13 protein-coding genes are annotated in these 19,232 nt (G+C 71.1%); 8 read left to right on the top strand and 5 right to left on the bottom strand.

What is annotated here, in order from left to right:
* The first annotated feature begins 84 nt into the window (after positions 1-84).
* Positions 85-582 (top strand): hypothetical protein, encoded by a 498-nt coding sequence (locus ACSYGN_RS02850; protein ID WP_460391446.1) that lies wholly within the window; start codon positions 85-87, stop codon positions 580-582.
* Between the two features lie 132 nt (positions 583-714).
* Here ACSYGN_RS02850 and ACSYGN_RS02845 read toward each other — a convergent pair whose 3' ends face one another.
* Positions 715-1,419, bottom strand: coding sequence for a hypothetical protein (locus ACSYGN_RS02845; RefSeq protein ID WP_460391444.1), 705 nt, complete (start codon positions 1,417-1,419; stop codon positions 715-717).
* A 69-nt stretch (positions 1,420-1,488) separates the two neighbouring features.
* Positions 1,489-2,322 (bottom strand): hypothetical protein, encoded by an 834-nt coding sequence (locus ACSYGN_RS02840; protein WP_460403183.1) that lies wholly within the window; start codon positions 2,320-2,322, stop codon positions 1,489-1,491.
* A 336-nt stretch (positions 2,323-2,658) separates the two neighbouring features.
* On the opposite strand from ACSYGN_RS02840, the gene ACSYGN_RS02835 reads away from it, so the two are divergent.
* Positions 2,659-3,687, top strand: coding sequence for an EcsC family protein (locus ACSYGN_RS02835; protein ID WP_460391442.1), 1,029 nt, complete (start codon positions 2,659-2,661; stop codon positions 3,685-3,687).
* Between the two features lie 196 nt (positions 3,688-3,883).
* Here the strand turns inward: ACSYGN_RS02835 and ACSYGN_RS02830 are convergent, their stop codons facing one another.
* Positions 3,884-6,058, bottom strand: a complete 2,175-nt coding sequence (locus ACSYGN_RS02830) for a UvrD-helicase domain-containing protein (RefSeq protein WP_460391440.1) — start codon at positions 6,056-6,058, stop codon at positions 3,884-3,886.
* A 222-nt stretch (positions 6,059-6,280) separates the two neighbouring features.
* Between ACSYGN_RS02830 and drmA the strand changes: the two genes are divergently transcribed.
* Genes drmA through drmC form a run of 3 tightly spaced genes read left to right on the top strand, consistent with a single transcriptional unit; the run spans position 6,281 to position 12,785 of the window.
* On the top strand, positions 6,281-10,114 hold the full coding sequence (gene drmA, locus ACSYGN_RS02825) for a DISARM system helicase DrmA (protein WP_460391438.1): 3,834 nt from the start codon (positions 6,281-6,283) through the stop codon (positions 10,112-10,114).
* Positions 10,111-12,006, top strand: a complete 1,896-nt coding sequence (drmB, locus tag ACSYGN_RS02820) for a DrmB family protein (protein ID WP_460391436.1) — start codon at positions 10,111-10,113, stop codon at positions 12,004-12,006. The genes drmA and drmB overlap by 4 nt, the downstream gene beginning before the upstream one ends.
* A complete protein-coding gene (gene drmC / locus ACSYGN_RS02815) occupies positions 12,003-12,785 on the top strand; it encodes a DISARM system phospholipase D-like protein DrmC (RefSeq protein WP_460391434.1) in 783 nt (260 codons plus the stop codon). Before drmB ends, drmC begins: the two co-directional genes overlap by 4 nt.
* A 37-nt stretch (positions 12,786-12,822) precedes the next feature.
* Here drmC and ACSYGN_RS02810 read toward each other — a convergent pair whose 3' ends face one another.
* On the bottom strand, positions 12,823-13,695 hold the full coding sequence (locus tag ACSYGN_RS02810; protein ID WP_460391432.1) for a UbiA family prenyltransferase: 873 nt from the start codon (positions 13,693-13,695) through the stop codon (positions 12,823-12,825).
* A 37-nt stretch (positions 13,696-13,732) separates the two neighbouring features.
* Here ACSYGN_RS02810 and ACSYGN_RS02805 point away from each other — a divergent pair, with 37 nt between their 5' ends.
* Genes ACSYGN_RS02805 through ACSYGN_RS02795 form a run of 3 tightly spaced genes read left to right on the top strand, consistent with a single transcriptional unit; the run spans position 13,733 to position 16,545 of the window.
* Complete coding sequence (locus tag ACSYGN_RS02805) at positions 13,733-14,989, top strand: type III polyketide synthase (RefSeq protein WP_460391430.1); 1,257 nt, start codon at positions 13,733-13,735, stop codon at positions 14,987-14,989.
* Positions 14,990-14,998: 9 nt separating this feature from the next.
* Positions 14,999-15,514, top strand: coding sequence for an isoprenylcysteine carboxyl methyltransferase family protein (locus ACSYGN_RS02800; RefSeq protein WP_460391428.1), 516 nt, complete (start codon positions 14,999-15,001; stop codon positions 15,512-15,514).
* Positions 15,511-16,545 carry an NAD(P)/FAD-dependent oxidoreductase gene (locus tag ACSYGN_RS02795; protein ID WP_460391426.1) on the top strand — a complete coding sequence of 345 codons (1,035 nt, stop codon included), beginning with the start codon at positions 15,511-15,513 and terminating at the stop codon, positions 16,543-16,545. The genes ACSYGN_RS02800 and ACSYGN_RS02795 overlap by 4 nt, the downstream gene beginning before the upstream one ends.
* Positions 16,546-17,190: 645 nt before the next feature.
* On the opposite strand, the gene ACSYGN_RS02790 is transcribed toward ACSYGN_RS02795, so the two are convergent.
* Positions 17,191-19,083, bottom strand: coding sequence for an SMI1/KNR4 family protein (locus ACSYGN_RS02790; protein WP_460391424.1), 1,893 nt, complete (start codon positions 19,081-19,083; stop codon positions 17,191-17,193).
* Between the last annotated feature and the right edge of the window lie 149 nt (positions 19,084-19,232).

Genomic DNA, 19,232 nt, shown 5'->3' with positions numbered 1-19,232 from the left:
CTCCAGCCCGCTGATGCCGTCCCACGAACCCAAAGAGGTTCGGCTCGCTGAAGCCGAATGCACCGCTGTTGCGGCGCCGTCTACGTGACGATCAAGCGTGAGGACGAGACCGTCGTCTGGGACGACTGGCGGAACCCGGACGGCGATCTGCATCTTCCGCCGTATCGGTTCGACGTGCGGCAGTACGGAGCCGAGGTCCAACGCGCAGTTGCTGACCGCAGCTGGGAATGGCCGGCGGCCCGCACCGTCGCCCGACTCCTGGAAGAGAGCCTTCATCAGCAAACCCAGTGGCTCGATCAATGGAAGTGCGAGCTCGCTTGGGTCAGCGCCCCGCCCTGGGAGCGCGACCGCGTCACCGTCGGCTTCTTCCATCCCGGTCGGCCGACCGGAGAAGACGAGGGGCCTTGGCTGCAGTTCCGCCATGTCCTGTCCGTCACCGACGATGCCCCCGATGATCAGGCCAACCGGATGCTGCGAGATCTCCTCCAGGTCGACCTCCGGGAGACGGGTGAGGTCTGTGGTGGTTCGCGCGAGTTCGCCAGGCAGTTGGGATACCCGTGGCCTGGGCGATTCCGGCCCTGAGAGGGCGGGGACATCGGGTCTTGTGGCGCCCGTCCTGCCGTGGCACGCCAGGAACGCTCTGGAACGTCTTGACCAGTTCGTTCAGCGCGACGCGCCGGGAGTCAGCCTGATCCGTTCATCCGGAAACCGACGTTACGGAGTCGAATCCTCCGGGCCAGGGCCGAAGGGCACCTCGTCCCCACGATCATCGCTGGCCCAGCTCGACGGGGGCTGTCCGAAGATGGTGCGTGCGGACTTGATCGTCAGTCGCCCGACGACATGGTTGCCGCCGGCGCCGATCGCGGCACCGACACCGAGTGGTACCTGTTTGCTCAGCACCAGGACCCCTTGCTTGGTCCCGTACTTGGTGATGAACCGCGGACCCAGCACCTTGTTGGCCCGGTTGATCGCGCTCATCGGGATCGCACCGACGATGCGCCGTGCCCAATAGGGGCCGGTGCGCCCGACGACTTTGTCCAGAGCCTTCACCGCTCGGTCGCCGAGAAGGACGGTCAGGACCAGGAGCTTGCGCCGCTCGAAGTCCTCAGGATGCATGTCATGAACCTCGGCCAGCGACAGCGTGTAAAGCACTGACGCTTCGGTGAAGACCATGACATCGGCCAGAGCCGTCGGGATCCCGGCGCCGGGCACGATCCCTGCCGCGCCGGATGCTCCTCCGGATGCGGTGACGCCGGCAAGGTAGAGACGATTCAGCCGACGGATCAGCTCCTGTGGAGTGTCGCCGGGGTGGACTCGCCGCAGGCGCTCGACGTTCTTCCTCGCCAGTGGCTGCTGGGCGACCAACGCCTTGTCGAGACCCTGCTGGATCAGGTTCTTGGCGTCATCGGCCTTGCTCATCGGGGTTGTGGTCCTCTCGATCGCGAGCGCCTCGAGGGCGTTCGAAATACGGCCAAGCACGGGGCTGTTTCAGGCGTCGTTGTCCGTCGAAGTGAGGGCGGAGCGGGTGGAGATGCGCGGCATCGTCTCGTTGGGGGAGCGGCGCAGCAGTTTGATGGTGCGGCTCTCCACCCACGCGTTCCACGCCTTGAGGTAGTAGAGCAGGTGCTCGCGGGAGTCGTCGCGGCGCCGGTGCGCGTTGCCCACGGCGAGGTTGAGCATCGTGTTGCGCAGCGTCAGACGCGGGTCGCCCGGCTCCAGGCGGGCACCGGTGACAACACCCTCCTCCCAGGCGGACTGGTCGACGTCCGGCCGGGCCTCACTGGTGACGTACCAGCCGATCGTCGCCGCCGTGACGGTGATACGGCATCCCCGGTTCAGCGCGATGCCGTGGTGCAGGGCGTCGCGGATACCCGGGTGCTTGCCGAGCAGGTCCAGGAGCTGGTCGTTGCTCGTGACCGAAGAACCGCCGCTCCAAGCGGAGTTGGGGGCGTTGCGGTACAGATGCAGTCCCCGCAGTGCGGCCGCCAGGTGGGTCGCGTTGGCCTCCCCCGCGAGGGCCAGTGCGTCGCGGCCGGTGCGCTTGCGGCCGGTGTCCATCACGGTGAACGCGGTGCGCGGCACTCCGTGTGTGACGGTCAGGGGAACGGTCACGCCCGCCTTGACGATGGCGGCCAGCCGGTGCTGTCCGTCGATGAGGGCGTCGTCCTCGTCGAAGGCGATGCCCTGGTGCGTCAGCTGCCATTCACCGCGCTGGATCCGGCCGGCGAGCTGCTGCACCGTGCTCTTGCTGAGGGGCCGGTTGTTGGTGTTACGGGTGAGCCACTGCGCCGCCAACTGGGGCGACACGTCCATCACTTGCATGTGCACGGCGCCTTTGCCTTCCTCTCGGTGACGTCAACGACAAGCGTGGCCTACTTTGTGAACATAGTCAATTTACTACCTGCTCCGTCGTCCCGCTGTCAGGCGGCGCCAGGATCGGTCGATATCGGTCGGTGATCACTCGCGGCTCGCGATATGCGCCGGGCGGTGTCATGGCACGGGGGCCGGGTGCGTGGGTTTGCTGATAGGGTTGGTGTGTGTGCTCAGTTCACACTGGGTCCGTGTGCCGGGGGGCACCTGTGAACGGGCTCGTGGTGATCGGGGCGGGATGACTGGACGGGTCACCGGATGGCCCTCGGCAGCAGTGGGGTGGGGCGTGTGAGTCATGACGAGCGCGGGCTGAGCGAGGGGCTGCGGCCGGTCGGTTCCGTCTGCATGAGCGCGTACGAGGGGCAGGTATGGGACACGCTCAACGGGCACTGGCAGCGCCGCGACAACCGGCGTGGTCTGCCGAACTGGGCGAGTGCCGCGCTCGGTCGCACCGGTGAGGTCGCTGGAAACGCCGTGAGCCGGGTCAAGGACGCTGTGCCAGAGGCGGTCATGGAACCGATACGTCGCGCGGGCGACGCGGTTGCCAACACGGCCCTGCGACCGGCGCTCGCAGGCGCGGTAGCGCTGCTCGAACTGGTCAACGACTACGCCCTGGAGCTCAACGACCCGAAGAACGTCGAGAAGCTCGCCGGCAAGCGAGGTGTCGAACTCGACAGTTTCACCGAACTGCGGCAGCAGGACCTCAAGGTCTGCGACCGGTTGCTGACCCGCAACACCCTCAAGTGGCGGGCCGCCGGTGCGGTCGAAGGTGGCGCCATGGGCGTGCTGGCCATGGTCCCCGTCGCCGGTATCCCCGTCGCGATGACAGCGGACATCCTCGTCATCCAGGTCCTGAGCACCTCGATCGCAGCGCGCATCGCGTACTCCTACGGCTACGACGCCAAAGACCCCGAAGAGCAGATGTTCATCCAACGCCTGGTACAACGGTCCTTTATGGCACAGGCGGCCAAAGTGGAGCCGTTGCGTGAGACCGCACGGGCAGCGAACGCGGTCAAGGGACGCGTAAGGTGGTCGAACAAGCTCCGCCAGGATCACCGCCTCCTGGCCGCCCTTGAAAAGTTGATGCAGCAGCTCGGCCCGGCCGGCTCCAGGGTGCCGGTCAGGAACGTCGCCAAGGTCGTGCCGTTCGTGGGTGTCCTCATCGGTGCCGGCATGAATTCCGCCGTCCTCGGCAGGGTGGCCGCCGACGCCCAGCGGTACTGCCAGACCCGATTCCTGTGCGACAAGTACGGGCTGCCGCTGCCTGCCGCACTCGCGACCGGCTGGGACGACGACCCCCAGACCGACGCCACGTGAGTGATGGCCGCTGGGTCCATGATGCAGCTGCCTGCCGCACCGTGGACGGGGCAAGGAGCGTCGTCGACGCGTCGGCTGGTACGGCGCACTGCTCCGTCTTGAATCCGACGGTCTGATCGCGGTCATGGCGCCGTGACAGGACGGGCCCCGGCCCGCGGACCCCGCCTCGCGGTCCGCGGCCGACGCCCCGTGCGGCTCAGCCGGTGACAGGGTCCAGCATGCGGCTGCGCTCACCGCTCCAGGAGATCGCCAGCGCGTCGCGCGCCCGCGTACAGGCCACGAAGAGCAGACAGTGCTCGGCCAGCAGATCCGAACGGTGCTGCACGGCGTCCTCGTCGGCCGGTGTCACCTGCGGGGCGAACGGCAGCACGTTCGACGTCACGCCCACGACGGCCACACAGCGGAACTCAAGCCCCTTCATGGCGTGCATCGTCGCCACGCGCACACCCGACACCCCCGGCCCCGGGTCGTCCTTCACCGCGACGGCGGGGACGCCCTCCCGGCGCAGCCGCGTGATGACCGCGTCGACCAGAGTGTTGAACCGGGCGCACACCGCCACCTCGGACGGCTTGACCCCGTCCTGGTCGACCCACGTCCGGATCTGCTCGACCAGCGCGCGTAGTTCGTCGTCCTGGCTGGCGTGGCCGCGTGCCACGGGGACGCGGCCGTGCAGCTCGGAACGGTAGCCCCGCAGCGAGTCCCGGCCGCCGTCCTCGTCGTCGTCCTCGCCCAGCCGGCCCACCGGCTGGCCGTCGAGGAGCGACGCGGACCAGCGCAGGATCTCCTCCGTGCTCCGGTAGTTGACCCGCAGCCGGTACGTCCGTCCGCGCACGTCGATGCCCAGGGAGCGCAGCGAGACCCGGGAGTCGTAGATGCGCTGATGGGGATCGCCGACCAGGAACAGGTCGTCGGGCTGCTCCGCCACGCAGGCTCGCAGCACCCGCCACTGGGCCGGATGCAGGTCCTGCGCCTCGTCGACCACGACGTGACGGTAGCGCGGCCCCTGCTCGGCCAGGGTCCGGGCGGCCTGATCGCACACCATGGTGTACGTCGCGGAGTCGCGCGAGGCCAGGTCCGCCGTGAACCGCTCCATGACCCGCCACAGCCGGGCCCGTTGCACCCTCCCCACCTGTGTGCCGCGCCCCCTGCGCACACATCTCAGGTACTCCTCGGGTGTCCGCAGTCCCTGGGCCAGGACGACGCCCCGGAACTCCTGGGACAGGAAGCGCTCCGGCCAGGGCAGGTCCTCGCGTGCGGCGGCACGGGTCCACGCGCTCTTCTCCGCCGCCGCGGACAGCGGTTTCGGGGCGCCGCCGCCCCGTGCCTCCCGTACGACCCGGGCCGCCAGCGAGTCCACGGTCGTGACCTCGACACGGCCGAGCAGATGCGCGTCGGCGTCGCCGAGCAGCAGGGCCAGGCTGTCCCGCAGCGCCGCCGCCATGGCGTTGGTGAAGGTGGTGAGCAGGATCCGGTCGCCCTCGCGCCCGGTGCGCAGCAGATGCCGTACCCGGTGCAGGGCGACGACCGTCTTGCCGGTGCCGGGGCCGCCCGTCACCTGAGCCGGTCCGTTGAAGCCCGGGTGGTAAGCGTACCGGCGCTGGGCGGGGTGCAGGAAGACGCGCCAGCGGGTGAAGTCCTCGGTGAGGATCCGCTCCAGCTCACCGGGGCCGGTGACTTCCACGATGCGGTCGGACGTGTTGAGGATCGCCTCGCTGAGCGTGACGGCCGGCCGGTTCTGAGCCGTGCGCACCGTCTGCCCGCGTGAGGCGATCAGCTGCTCCCAGACCTCCTGGGGCGAGTAGCCGGCCGCCAGGTACTCCAGCACCTCGTACTGATCGGCGGGCATCATCGGGGGTGCCATGACCGTCAGATCGTCGGCCGTGACGCACACCCGTGCCAGTCGCAGAACCTGCTCGTCGATGCCGAGGTCACGCAGCACGGTGTCGGAGTGGTGCGCGAAGAGCCGGGTGGGGGTTTCGACCGCCTTCGTCCCGAAGTAGGTCTCCATCTGTTCGAGCGCCTCGACATTGCGCACCTCCAGGCCTTTGGTGGCCCCGTTGACCGAGTAGGCGCGCTTGCAGGCCCAGTTGATCGCCTCGTCGTGCGGTGCCACCCTGAGCAGCGTGAACAGTTCGCTTCCGTCGTCCGGAGCAAGGAGGACACCCCGGTAGAACTTGGTCACCCGGATCGTACGGATCCGGGGGTCGCGTGCCCGCTCCAGCTTCTCCAGATGCATTCCCTTGCTGGCGTGCAGCTGAGGCACGGTCAGGCTCCGGAACATCTGGATCGCGTCGTTGACTTCCTTCTGGACAGGTCTCTGCAGGGAGATCAGATCCGTGACGAAGTCGTCGGAGAGGGCGAGACGCGGCATGGGAATCCTCGGGTCGCGGGCGGGTGGCGGGCGGCCATCAGCCTAGAGACTTACGGGGTGCCGGGCGACGTAGCCGCCCTATTCGTTGTGTGAACTGAGTCAACGGGTCTATATTTTCTCGTGCTGTCACGCCCTCGGCGCACACCCGTGCTCCGACGGCCCTGTCCCAGCTCCGACGACCCTGTCGAAGCTCCAACGGCCCCGTCCGGAAGGACCCACCGCATGCCGGCCCAGCCTGCCCAGGCCGCTGTTCCGCACCCGCTCGACGAGGTTCCCCAGACGTTCCGCGCCGGAGACTCCTACGCGGTACGGGACGCACTCGTGCACTACATCCGCCGGGATCTGCTGGGCCCCTGGGACGGCGAGACGGAAACGCTGCCGGCCGCCTCCTCCGGTCCGCGTGACCGATACCTCGTCGGCATGCTCGGCCCGCGCCCCCCGGCCGTCACCGGGGACCGGATCGCCCGCGTGGCCGCCCAGGGCGCGGACGGCGAGTCGGGCGACGAACAGGAGGGCGACGACAGCGGCCTCCAGGACCGGCTGAGCCCGCAGGCCGCCGGACACATCTGGGCGTCCTCCATGGGACTGTCCTTCACCGTCCCGGCCTCCGTCGGGACGCTCAGCGCCATCGTCCGCTGGGGGCGCTACACCCAGTCGGAACAGGCCACCGAGCGGGGGACGACGCGCAGGGTCTGGTCACGTGAGCCCGTCGAGCGCCCCGTGGACATCGACGTGACGGACGGCGCCGACCACACCGTGCCCCTCGACGGCGACACCGTCGTCCTCGTCGTGCAGGTACGCCGGCACACCGGCCGCACGGGCACCGAGGACCTGCGCATCGTCGAGCTGACCCTGGTGAACCGGCAGCCGGACAGCCCGGACGCCCGCGACGCCCACTGGCTCTTCCAGACCGAGATCGACGTCACCGCGTTCCCCGACGATCAGGCGGCCGTCTTCCTGCCCGTCGACGATCCCCTCGACCCGGCGGGCCACGGCAACGCGCCCGAGGACACCGAGGAACGGCGGCTGCGGCTCCTCTACCGGGACAGCCTCAGCCACGCCAGGGGCCGCAACACCGCCGTTCGCGCGCACGTCCGCGACGGGGAGCGCAACGCGCACCGCCTCACCACGGCCTGGCTTCCCGAGTACGACGTCCGGGCGACCACCGCGCCGACCACCGAGGAGCAGAACCTGCTGAACGGGCTGGAACTGGGCATGGACGAGCTGGCGGAACTCGCCGTGCCCGGCCGCCGGGACGAACTCAGCGCCGCTCTCGCCCCGTTGGCCGACGGATACGGCACATGGCTCGAACAGCAGCGCCGCAGCGCCGCCTCGCTCCCCGAGGACCTGCGCGCATCGGCCGAGACCGCGATCGGCCAGGCGCTGGAGATCTGCGACCGCATCACCCTCGGCATCGACCGGCTCGTGGCCGACGAGACGGCCCTGCTGGCCTTCCGGTTCGCCAACCGGGCCATGGCCCTGCAGCGCCGCAACACGGCCGTCGCAGCCGCCCGCGCGGGACGCGAGAACGATCCCCTCTCCTACCGGGAGGCCTGCGACGAGATACACGGCAAGGGCAAGGCGGCGGCCAGTTGGCGTCCGTTCCAGCTCGCCTTCGTGCTGCTGAACATCGCCTCCCTCACCGAGCCGGGACACCCGCACCGGGGTACCGGCCGTGAAGCCCTCGTCGATCTGCTGTTCTTCCCGACCGGCGGCGGCAAGACCGAGGCATATCTCGGCCTGGCCGCCTACACCTTCGCACTGCGGCGCCTCCAGGGCACCCTCGGCTCGGGTGCGGAGGCCCGGAGCGGTGAGGCGGGCGTGGGCGTTCTCATGCGCTACACCCTGCGGCTGCTGACCGCCCAGCAGTTCCAGCGCGCCGCTGCCCTGGTGACCGCCTGCGAAGTCCTGCGCCGCGAGGAGTTCGCGCGGGACCGGCGCTGGGGAGCCACCCCGTTCCGGATCGGGCTCTGGGTGGGCACCTCCGTCTCACCGAACTGGTTCGACGAGGCCAAGGAACAGATCGCCGAGGCCAAGGAGAACGCCAGCGACAAACACGCCAGGGTCCTTCAGGTCCTCACCTGCCCCTGGTGCGGCAGCGGGCTGACCGCCCGCTCGAACATGGAGTACGACGAAGGGCGCCGCCGGGTCCTGCTGTACTGCCCGCGCGGCGAAGGGGAGGACCGCTGTCCCTTCTCCCGGCGCGAGGCGCTCGGTGAGGGCATCCCCGTGCTCACCGTCGACGAGGAGATCTACCGGCTGGCCCCCTCGCTGCTGATCGCCACCGTCGACAAGTTCGCCCAGCTCCCGTGGAACGGCTACGCCGGCCTGCTGTTCGGCCGGGTCACCGAGCTGTGCCCCCGCCACGGCTACCGCCACGACGACCTCGACGCCAAGACCGGCTGCGGCGGCCGCCACCACACCAGGGGCGACCTGCCCGGCGTCACCTCCCAGCCCGTCACCCGGCTGCGGCCCCCGGACCTGATCATCCAGGACGAGCTGCATCTGATCTCCGGAGCCCTGGGCACCACCGTGGGCCTCTTCGAGGCGGCCGTGGACCAGCTCTGCACATGGAGCTTCACCGACGACCACGGACGACGCCACGAGACCGGCCCCAAGATCGTCGCGTCCACGGCGACCACCAAACGGGCCGCCGACCAGGTCCGCGGTGTCTTCGCCCGCAAGGTCGCTGTCTTCCCTCCCCAGGTGCTGGACGTCGGCGACACCTTCTTCTCCCGGCAGGTGGAGCTGAGCAGGGAGAACCCCGGCCGCCGCTACCTCGGCGTCTGCGCGCACGGCACCCGGCTCAAGGCCGCCGAGATCCGCGTCGCGGAGATCCTGCTGCTCGCGGGGCAGCAGCTCTTCGACGACTACGGCAGGCCGGCGGACCCGTACATGACCCTCGTCGGCTACTTCAACGCCACCCGTGAACTCGCCGGCATGCGGCGGTACATGGACGACGACATCACCACCCGGGTGCGGTCCAACGGCAGCCGCAAGGGCCTGGACACGCTGTCGGAGCGGATCGTCAGCAGAGCGGGGATGCTCAGCATCCAGGAACTGACCTCACGTATCTCCTCGTCCGACATCGGCGCGGCCCTGAAGCGGCTGGAGACCGAGTTCGACCCCGAGCGGGACACCTCGGTGCGCAGGCGGGCCTTCCTGCGCGAGTACGCCACCGCCATGAAGGAGAAGCGCGAACCCCGCGCCTCCATGACACCGACCGCGCGACAGGCCGTCGACGTCGTCCTCGCCACCTCCATGCTGCAGGTCGGCGTCGACGTCTCCCGCTTCGGCCTGATGCTCGTCGTGGGCCAGCCCAAGAACACCGCCGAGTACATCCAGGCCTCCTCGCGGGTCGGTCGCGATGCCGCCCGACCGGGCCTGGTGGTGACCCTCTACAACTGGTCACGCCCCCGCGACCTCGCCCACTACGAGGACTTCGAGCACTACCACGCGACGTTCTACCGGCAGGTGGAAGCCCTGTCCGTCACCCCCTACACACGACGCGCCCTCGACCGCGGTGTCGCCGCCACCTATGTCGCCGCGCTGCGTCACGCGGCCTACGACTCCTCTCGCAACCTCGACGCCCACCACGTCGACCTCGACGGACCGCTCGCCCAGGAGGTCGAACGGCGGCTTCTCGAACGCGCCGAACGGGTGGGCGGCGACCGGCCCCGCCAGTACCTGAGCGAACGGCTCGACCGCCTCAAGGACGAATGGCGCCGCAAACGGGACGAGAGCAGCTCGACCCTCGCCTACCGCAAGGAGAAGAACAAGACGACCGTCGTGAACGGCCTGCTGCGGAGGGCGGACGGATCCCGCTGGACCGAACTGACCGTCGGCATGTCGATGCGCGAGACGGAGAACGAGATCAACCTGCTCCTCCCCGGCGGCGGTGCCTTCCTGGAGGAACCCTCCGGCGACGGTCCCGACTGGACGTTCGGCGCCCCCGGCACCGGCGGCGAAACCGACCAGGACACGGCGAGCACCGTGGACAGCGACGAGTACGGGCCCGTCACGGCCGAGGGCACGGTCAGGAAGGCACAGCGATGAGCACCCACGACAGCAGGCGCAGGGTCGGTGCCGTACGGCCCAGCCACCTCATGTTCACCGCCGGGGTCGGCGCCCTCGTGGACCTGCCCAACTTCTCCGTCCTGATCCGGGGAACCGACTCCTGGAGCCACACCGGTGTCACCGACTACGACATCGACGAGCCCAGGCTGCGCGCCGCCGTCAACCGGTCTCTCCAGCGCTACGGACGCGGCCAGATCGAGCAGTTGCGTGCCGCCCCCTGGCTGGAAGGCGCCGACACCGACCCGAAGGGCTGGGCGGCGCAGGGAGTCGGAGTACCCGTCACGCCGTTCCCGCAGTGGCTGCGCTGCACCGCCTGCAATGTGCTGGCCGCCATCGACTCGGGCGAGTTCGCCTTCGTCAACCCCAACCCGCGCACGCCCCACGAGGCGAAGTTCGTCCACGACTGCAAGCGGGGCAAGCCGCTCGCCGTGGCGGCCCGTTTCACCCTCGTCTGCACCGCCGGACACCTCGACGAGTTCCCGTACACCCCGTACGTGCACCGGGGGCAGGCATGCGGCACGACGCCACGCCCGAAGCTCCGCATGAAGGACCACGGCGGCAACCAGGCCGCCAACGTCACCATCGAGTGCGTGGCCTGCGGAGTGAAACGCAACATCCGGGAAGCCATGGGCGAACGCGGCCGACGCCACCTGCCCCGGTGCCGCGGACGGCATCCGCACCTCGGCACCTACGAGACCAACGGCTGCGACCAGGAGCCCGTTCTGATGGTGGCGGGCGCGTCCAACCAGTGGTTCCCGCTCACCCTCAGCGCCCTGGCACTTCCCAAGGCGCAAGGGGGAGACATCGGCAAGCTCCTGGACGACCACTGGCCCGACCTCGAACTCATCGAAGACCGAGGGCAGTTCGACTTCATGGCGCGCATGCCCAAGTTCGCCTTCCTCAAGGAGTTCGACGCCGACGCGGTGGTCGCGGCGATCACGGCCCGCAAGCAAGGGATCGCCGGTCCCGCCCCGTCCGCCCCCGACGTCCAGGCCGACCTCTTCGGACCCGAATGGGACGCGCTCTCCGGCTCCGTTCCCACCCCCAGCGACGACTTCGCCCTCCGCCAGATGCCGGTGCCCGCCCGCCTGAGCGAGTTCTTCGCCGACATCCGGCAGGTCGAGCGGCTGCGTGAGGCACGGGCACTGATCGGCTTCACCCGGCTCGACGCGCCCGACCCCGAATCACCGGAGATCGCCACCCGGGTCGAGCTGTCCCGCGGGGTCCGCACCTGGGTACCGGCCAGCGAGGTGCGCGGCGAGGGCATCTTCCTGCGCGTACAGGACGGCCTCATGGCCGAATGGGCCGCCCGTATGGAGAAGTCGCCGCAGATGGAGGCGCACCGGCAGGCGTACGCGCGGTTCCGCGCCAACCGGAGGTCGGACCGCAAGACCAGCGACTTCGACCCCTACCACGGCTGGCCCGGAGCGCGCTACATCGCCCTGCACACCCTCTCCCATCTGCTGATCCGGACCATCGCCCTGGAATGCGGCTACAACTCCGCCTCGCTCGCCGAACGGATCTACGCGGGGGACGAACAGAACCCGAGGACGGGCATCCTCATCTACACCGCCGTCCCGGACTCCGAGGGAACCCTGGGCGGCCTGGTGTCCCTGGCCGAAGAACGGGAGATCGACCGCATCGTGCGCCGGGCCCTGACCGACGCCCGCCACTGCTCGGCCGACCCGCTCTGCGCCGAGCGCCTGCCCCAGGACCCGGCCGACTTCCTCCACGGAGCCGCCTGCCATGTCTGCCTGTTCGTGTCGGAGACCACGTGCGAGCGCGGCAACCGGTACCTGGACCGCCGGTTCCTCGTCCCGCTGACCGGTGACCCCGATCCGGTGCTGACCCCGGTCGGTCTGCTGCCGTGAGCCGACCCGCGTTCGAGGCCGCCGTCGAAACCGCCGTCGCGGTCCTCGGCCTCCCGCGCAGCAAGGACCTCGCCGGTCTGCTCGCCCAGGGACGCACCAGGGAACGGATACTCACCGAGCTGGCGACACCGGGCGTCAGCGAGGCCGTGGCGGCGCTCTGCGACGCCATGGAGTCGGAGTCGGTGCCTCCTCCCGAGGCCGCCGCCTATGTGCGGGGCTACGCCGCCGCCCGGCGGACGGTCCGGGACACGGTCCGGGTCCGCACCGTGTGGAGCGGTCCTTCGACGCCCGCCGTACCGGTGCGCGCCACCGCTCAGGTGCTGATCGAGGTCATCGACGAGGCCCGGCACGAACTGCTGGCCATGACCTACGCGGCCCGTCCGTATCCCGCCCTGACGAGGGCGCTGACTCAGGCCGCGGGCAGGGGCGTACGGATACACGTCGTGGTCGAGACCCTGGCCGGCGCGGGCGGCCTGCTCTCGGGGAGCGAACCGGCCGACGCGTTCACGTCCGTGCCCGGACTGCTGCTGTGGGTCTGGGCACGGGACACGGCCCGGCAGCACCGCTCACGCCAGCACGCCAAGCTGGCGGTCGCGGACCGCCGCACCCTCCTGCTCGGCAGCGCCAACCTGACGGAGTCCGCCGCCCGGCGCAACATCGAGGCGGGCGTGCTGGTGACCGGCGGCGAAGCACCGCGCCGCACGGCGGAGCACATCGTCGAACTGCAACGCCTCGGCGTACTCGTGCCGTACCGGTCGGCACGGCAGGCGCCTGGCTGAGCGTGGCCGTGAAAGGGCTCAGAGGGAGTTCGGGAACTCACCCCCGGGGCCGGGCCAGGTCCGCGCCGCGCAGCAGCAGCTGACCCACCGCCAGCGCGGCCACCACGATCGCCGCGCGGAACGGCCACCGGCTTCGCGTCCCCCACGCCACCGCCGTGCCGCCTATGGCGACCGTCCCCGCCGTCGCCGCCAGCACGCGGCCCGGGACCCCCGCCCCGCCCGGCGGCCCTGCGACCACGACGCCCACGGCCGTCAGCATCACGCACGGGGCCAGCCACCGGCAGACGGTACGGCCCAGCCGCTGGGGCAGCCCGCGCACCCCGGTCGCGAGGTCGTCCGCGATGTCCGGCAGGACGTTCACCAGATGGGCGCCCACCCCCAGCAGAGCCGCCGCCGCGACCGCCCACCAGGCGGGCCAGGACGGGACCGGCAGGCCGAGGGTGACGAAGAACGGCAGGGAGGCGAAGCCCACGGCGTACGGCAGCGGGGAGAGGGGTGTGTGCTTCAGCCGCAGGTTGTACGCCCAGCCGGCGGCCACCCCGGTGAGATGGGCGGCTCCCGCGGCGGCGCCGCTCAGCAGCGACAACGGTACGCACAGCCCCAGGGCGGTTCCCGCCGCGACGGCCGCCGCCCGGGGCGGGAGATCCCCGCGGGCCACCGGTTTGTCGTCCCGCCCGGACAGCACGTCGCGCCCCGCGTCGGCCGCGTCGTTGCACCAGCCCACCGAGAGCTGACCGGCCAGCACCGCCGCGGCCACGGCCGCCGACCCCGCCGCGCCGCGGCCCGCCGCCACGGCGAGCGCGGTGACGAACACCGTCACGGCGAAGGCGGGCTCCGGATGGCACGACAGGAGCAGCGCCGGCGCACCGCGCGCGCTGCGCCGTAGAACCCCGGACGGGTGGAGATGCACGTACGCACGGTAATCGCGGGGTGCCGGTGAGGAAGACATGAGCGACATGCGTGTTCCCGCGACCGTCGCCGCCGCCGCCGCGCCCTCCGGCGTGCTCCCCCTCACGCCCCCTGACACACCCCTCACCCCGTCTGTGCCAGCCGATGACGGGGGCGCCGAGCCGCGCCTCCGTCCGGGCGGGCCCGGCGCGGCGACCACGATCGCCGCCGTGCACACCGCCCTGCCGCCTCACCGGTACCCCCAGCGGGACCTCACCGAACCGATCGGCGACCTGTGCCTGCCAGCCGGAGCCGACCGCGCCCTGCTCCGCCGTCTGCACGCGTCCGCCGGGGTACGCACCCGCCATCTCGCCCTGCCGATCGAGCGGTACGCCGGTCTCGGTGACTTCGGGCAGCGCAACGACACCTGGATCGGGATCGGCCTCGACCTGGCCGAGGAGGCACTCACCGGCGCCCTGGATCGTGCCGGGCTCGCGCCGGACGACGTCGACCTGCTGGTGTGCGCCTCCATCACCGGGATCGCCACCCCCTCGCTCGACGCCCGGCTCGCCGGGCGCGTGGGACTGCGGCCGGACGTCAAACGGCTCCCGGTGTTCGGCCTCGGCTGTGTGGCGGGCGCCGCCGGTCTCGCCCGGGTGCACGACTATCTGCTCGGGCACCCCCGCGACACTGCCGTCCTGCTCACCGTCGAGCTGTGCTCGCTGACGGTCCAGCGGGGCGACGGCTCCCGCGCCAACCTCGTCGCCGGTGCCCTGTTCGGCGACGGTGCGGGCGCGCTGGTGGCGCGCGGCGCCGACAGCGGCGCGGCGGGGTCCACGGTCTCCGAGGCTGTGCCCGCCGGTCCTTCGGTGGTCGCGGCCGGTCCTTCGGTGGTCGCCACCCACAGCCGTCTGTACCCGGACAGCGGACAACTCCTCGGCTGGGACATCGGCGCGGGCGGCTTCCGCGTCGTCATGGACGCGGGCGTCCCCGGCGTCGTACGCGACCACTTCGGCCACCACCTGCGCGCCTTCCTCGCCGAACACGGCCTCGCCCCGGAGGACATCGGGAGCTGGGTGTGCCATCCCGGAGGCCCCAAGGTCCTCGAAGCGATCGCCGACACCCTCGGCCTGCCCGGCGACGCCCTGGCCCCCTCCCGTCGTTCCCTCGCCGCGGCGGGAAACATGTCCTCCGTCTCCGTCCTGCACATCCTCCAGGACATCACGGAGTCACACCGGCCCGAGCCCGGCACCTGGGGTCTGCTCCTCGCGATGGGCCCGGGATTCTGCTCCGAACTCGTCCTGCTGCGGTGGTGAGCGGCCGTCATGACCTGGTACACGCTGCTCCTCACAGCGGTCGCCGCCGAACGACTCGCAGAACTCGCCGTCGCCCGCCGCAACGCCGCCTGGACCCGCGCCCGCGCCGGTGTGGAGCACGGCCGCGGCCACTACCCGGTGATGGTCGCCCTGCACACCGGACTGCTCGTGTGCTGTCTCCTCGAACCCGTCCTCGCCGGACGTCCGTTCCTGCCCGCCGTCGGATGGCCCGCGCTGGTGTTCGTGCTGCTGGCGCAGGCCCTGCGCTGGTGGTGCGTCACCAGTCTCGGGCCCTACTGGAACACCCGCGTCATCGTCGTCCCCGGCGCCCGGCTGGTGGCTGCCGGGCCCTACCGCTTTCTGCGCCACCCCAACTACGTCGCGGTCGTCGGGGAGATCGCCGCCCTCCCCCTGGTGCACTCCGCCTGGCTCACCGCCGCGGTGTTCACCGCCGCCAACGCCGCGCTCCTCACGGTCCGCGTCCGCTGCGAGAACACCGCCCTCACCTCGGCGTTGCCCGCGTGAGCCGTCCCCACGACCTCCTGATCGCCGGAGGCGGCCCCGCCGGCCTCGCCACCGCGTTGCACGCCGCGCGCGCCGGGCTGGACGCCGTCGTCGCCGAGCCGCGCCCGGCGCCGGTCGACAAAGCCTGCGGCGAGGGCCTGATGCCCGGCGCCGTCCGCGCCCTCGCCGCCCTCGGCCTGGAGATCCCCGGCCACCCCCTCACCGGCATCCGCTACGTCCAGGACAGATGTCGCGCCGAGGCCGCGTTCCGGCACGGCCCCGGCCGCGGTGCACGCCGCACCGACCTGCACGCCGCCCTGCACCGGGCCGTGCTGGACGCCGGGGTGCCCGTCCTGCCGCTCGCGATCGGCGATGTACGGCAGGACGCGACCGGCGTGACCGTCCCCGGTACGGGGCTGCGGGCCCGGTGGCTGGCCGCCGCGGACGGCCTGCACTCCCCGCTCCGCCGCCGCCTCGGCCTCGGCCTCGACTCCCCGGCGAGCGCGCCCCGGTACGGGCTGCGCCGCCACTACGCGGTGCCGCCGTGGTCGTCCTGCGTCGAGGTGCACTGGGGGCCGCACGCGGAGGCCTACGTCACCCCGCTCGGCCCGGAACTCGTGGGCGTCGCCCTGCTGACGGCACGCCGCGCTCCCTTCGACGTACAGCTGCAGGACTTCCCCGACCTGACGGCCCGGCTGCCTCCCCGGGCTGCCGTCACTCCCGTACGCGGCGCCGGACCCCTGCGCCAGCGGGCCCGCACCCGCGTCCACGGGCGAGTCCTGCTCGTCGGCGACGCCGCCGGATACGTCGACGCGCTCACCGGCGAAGGAGTCTCCCTCGCCCTCACCGGAGCCGAGGCCCTGGTCGCGAACCTGTGCCGCGGCACACCGGAGCACTACGAGACCGACTGGCGCCGCGCGACCCGCCGCCACCGCCTGCTGACGGACCTTCTGCTCAGAGCCCGCCGCCAACCCGCGCTGGCCCGCCGCATCACATCCACCGCCGAACGCCTGCCGGCCCTCTTCACGGCGACGGTGAACGCCCTGGCATGACGCTGAAGTGACGGCGAAGAAGACGGTGAAGAAGAGGGTGAAAGAGACGGCGAAGTGGCGCTGAAGCAGCGTCAGGGACGGTGGCACGGCGGGCAGTAGGGCCCGGAGGTCCCGCCTCCCACGGCCGACCGACTCACGTCCCGGGACCACCGGCGGTGAAGTATTAGGTCCCATCGAACTGGCTGGCCCCCCTCACGTCACGTGCAAGGCAGACATTCTTGAGCTCCTGCGGAAGATCTTCAGGGGTGGCAGTGGAGCGCCGCGTCACAGGCTTTCTCTTCCCGGCACGACACCCGCCTCGCGCATCAGGTCGGATGGGAGGCAGCGGCCCAGGAAGCTGTCACGGCAGGACAGTACGTCTTCGAGGGACTGACCGCCTCTGTGGACCCTGATGTCCCGGAAACCGCCGCCAAGCTCCAGCAGTCCGTCGAAGAAGAAGCACAGCGCTGTACCGAGGCAGAGGGAACCGGAACCAACAAGTGAGGCAGACAAGCAGACGGGGAATCCTGGGTGGCACGATCGCCGTGGCCGCCCTCGCTCCCCGTTGTGCAGAAGAAGTGGCCCTACGGTGTGCTGACGCGGGCGCCTGACCGGCGTCTGCCACTCTCTGCACGCTCCCGGGACCGCCGTCTGCCGGGCGTGGGTTCATTGGTGTATGCGGATCACCGCGTACGTCTCTCCGTCCCCGGGCGGGCGCGTCCAGGAGCAGCTGGTGAACGTGTGCAGCCGCCCGTTCACGATGGCGTGCCGCGGGAGTTGGGCACCGAACTCCCGTGCCACCGCTTCAAGCAGCGGCCGTTCCGCCTCGGCGCCGTCCTCCGGGCCGCCGAAGAACCGGCTCGGGTCCAGCACCCGCGGTTTCTCCCCGCTCTGCCGTACCTCTCCGCCCGCGTAGGTGAACGCGTACTGCTCGGCACCGTCTCGCGCCACCGAGAGGTGGAAGAACGGCTCCCCGTGCCACGTCCTCAGGCCGCTCCACACCACCACCGCGCGGGTGCCCGCGCTGCCGGCCGTGGCGGGGGAGACGAACCGCCGCCGGTCGAACGGGCCGGGATCGCCGTCGAAGGCGAAGCTCCAGCCGGTGCCGGCCCGCCCGACCGCCATGAGAGCCCTGTCGTCGTAGGACGAGAAGACCCTCTGGTCGTGCAGCGCCCAGCGCGCCTCCTCCAAGGTCATGGGTTCGTTCAGTACGGAGCCGTCCTTGTCCGCGAGACGTCCGGGCAGTTCCTCCGGCTCCACCCCCTCCACCAGGACGAACCGGTAGGACGTGCGGTTGTCGCCCGGATCCGGCTCGGCGAGCCATGCCAGGCCGCCCGGGTCGAGCCCGGCTGTCGGCCCCGGCGCCTCACCCGCCTGCCCGCCCCGTGGCACGGACAGCAGCTCGCGGCCCCGCTCCGGAATCAGCAGCGGCCCGAGCAGGGGGTCGGCCACCCACCCCAGCGGCGCCAGGTGGTCCGGTCCCAGCGGCTCCCACAGGGGTACGGCATTCCTCAGCGTCCGCCAGGCCACGTCGGTGTCTCCCCACCGCGCCAGCTCCCGCGCCCGCTCGACCGCCTCCCCGAACGGTCCGGCCGCCGAATAGCGGTATGTGCCGCTCCTCACCTGATCCAGCGTGGCGAAGGCCAGTGACATCAGGTCGTCGTCGGCGCCCGGCAGAAGGAACGTCAGCGTGGAGTCGTCCCCGCACGAGTGCGCCGCGTACTCCGCGAGCAGCGGCGGCAGCAGATCGGGCGCGTACCGCGGGTCCGTCACCAAGTCCTCGAAGGACACCCTGGAGGTCTGTCCGAGCAGGCGGCGTATCTGGTCACCCAGCCCGGCGGCCCGCGGCCTGCCGTACTCCTTGGCCTCGTCCAGGACCGTTCCGGCCCGCTCCCAGCCGCCGCGCAGCGCCTCCAGCCGGGCCTCCTCCACCTGGGCGTCCAGCGTTCGCGTCGTGTCGTTGACGAACACCGGCTCCCCGTCCCCCCGGTGCGCCCGCAGCTGGTGGAACTCCCGGTACATCTCCCGCATGAACTCGAGGAAATTTGCGTGCCGCTCGGGTGGCGCAGCATGCCAGCTCGCCCACGTGTACACGGCCCACTCACCGTCCTCGTCCACGTCCTCGGGATCCAGGAGGACATGGGTGACGTCTGACTCCACGTCGAGTTGCAGCCCGCGCCGCCAGATGTCCGCCTCCCGCAGCTCCTCGGGCCCGGCGTCCTCGTCCAGGTACTCCTCGAACATCTCGGCGAGTCCTGACTCGTCGTTGTGCCAGCGCGCTCCCTCGGTCCCCGCCAGCAGCCACACGAACCCGCCCGCATGCCGCCACCCGTCGCTGACCTTGAGGAACTCCCGGTACGACGGGGGCATCCGTCGGCCGAGGCGCTCCTCCATGGCTGCCATCCGCTCCTCGGACGCGGCCGGGAACCCCAGCCACCGCGCATGCCGAGCGGCCTCGTCGTCCTCGCCCCGCGCCTCACCGTCCGGCAGGGAATCCGCCCACTCCTCGCTCCACCTGAGCAGGAAGGACCGCCAGTCGAATGCCGTGATCTCCGTCATACGCCCGATGCTGCCACCCGCCACTGACAACGCCCCGGTGCCTGTCGCGGCAAACGGCACCCTCTCGTCCGTTTTGAGTTTGCAGTGATGTGGAATTCCATTTCGTTCTGCCGGTGCCACTGGGTCTGCCGGATGCTCCTGAGTTCTGC

The organism is Streptomyces sp. YIM S03343 (genome assembly GCF_054729195.1).
The sequence above is the reverse complement of the archived record's forward strand: the minus strand, read 5'-3'. Positions and strand labels throughout refer to the sequence as shown.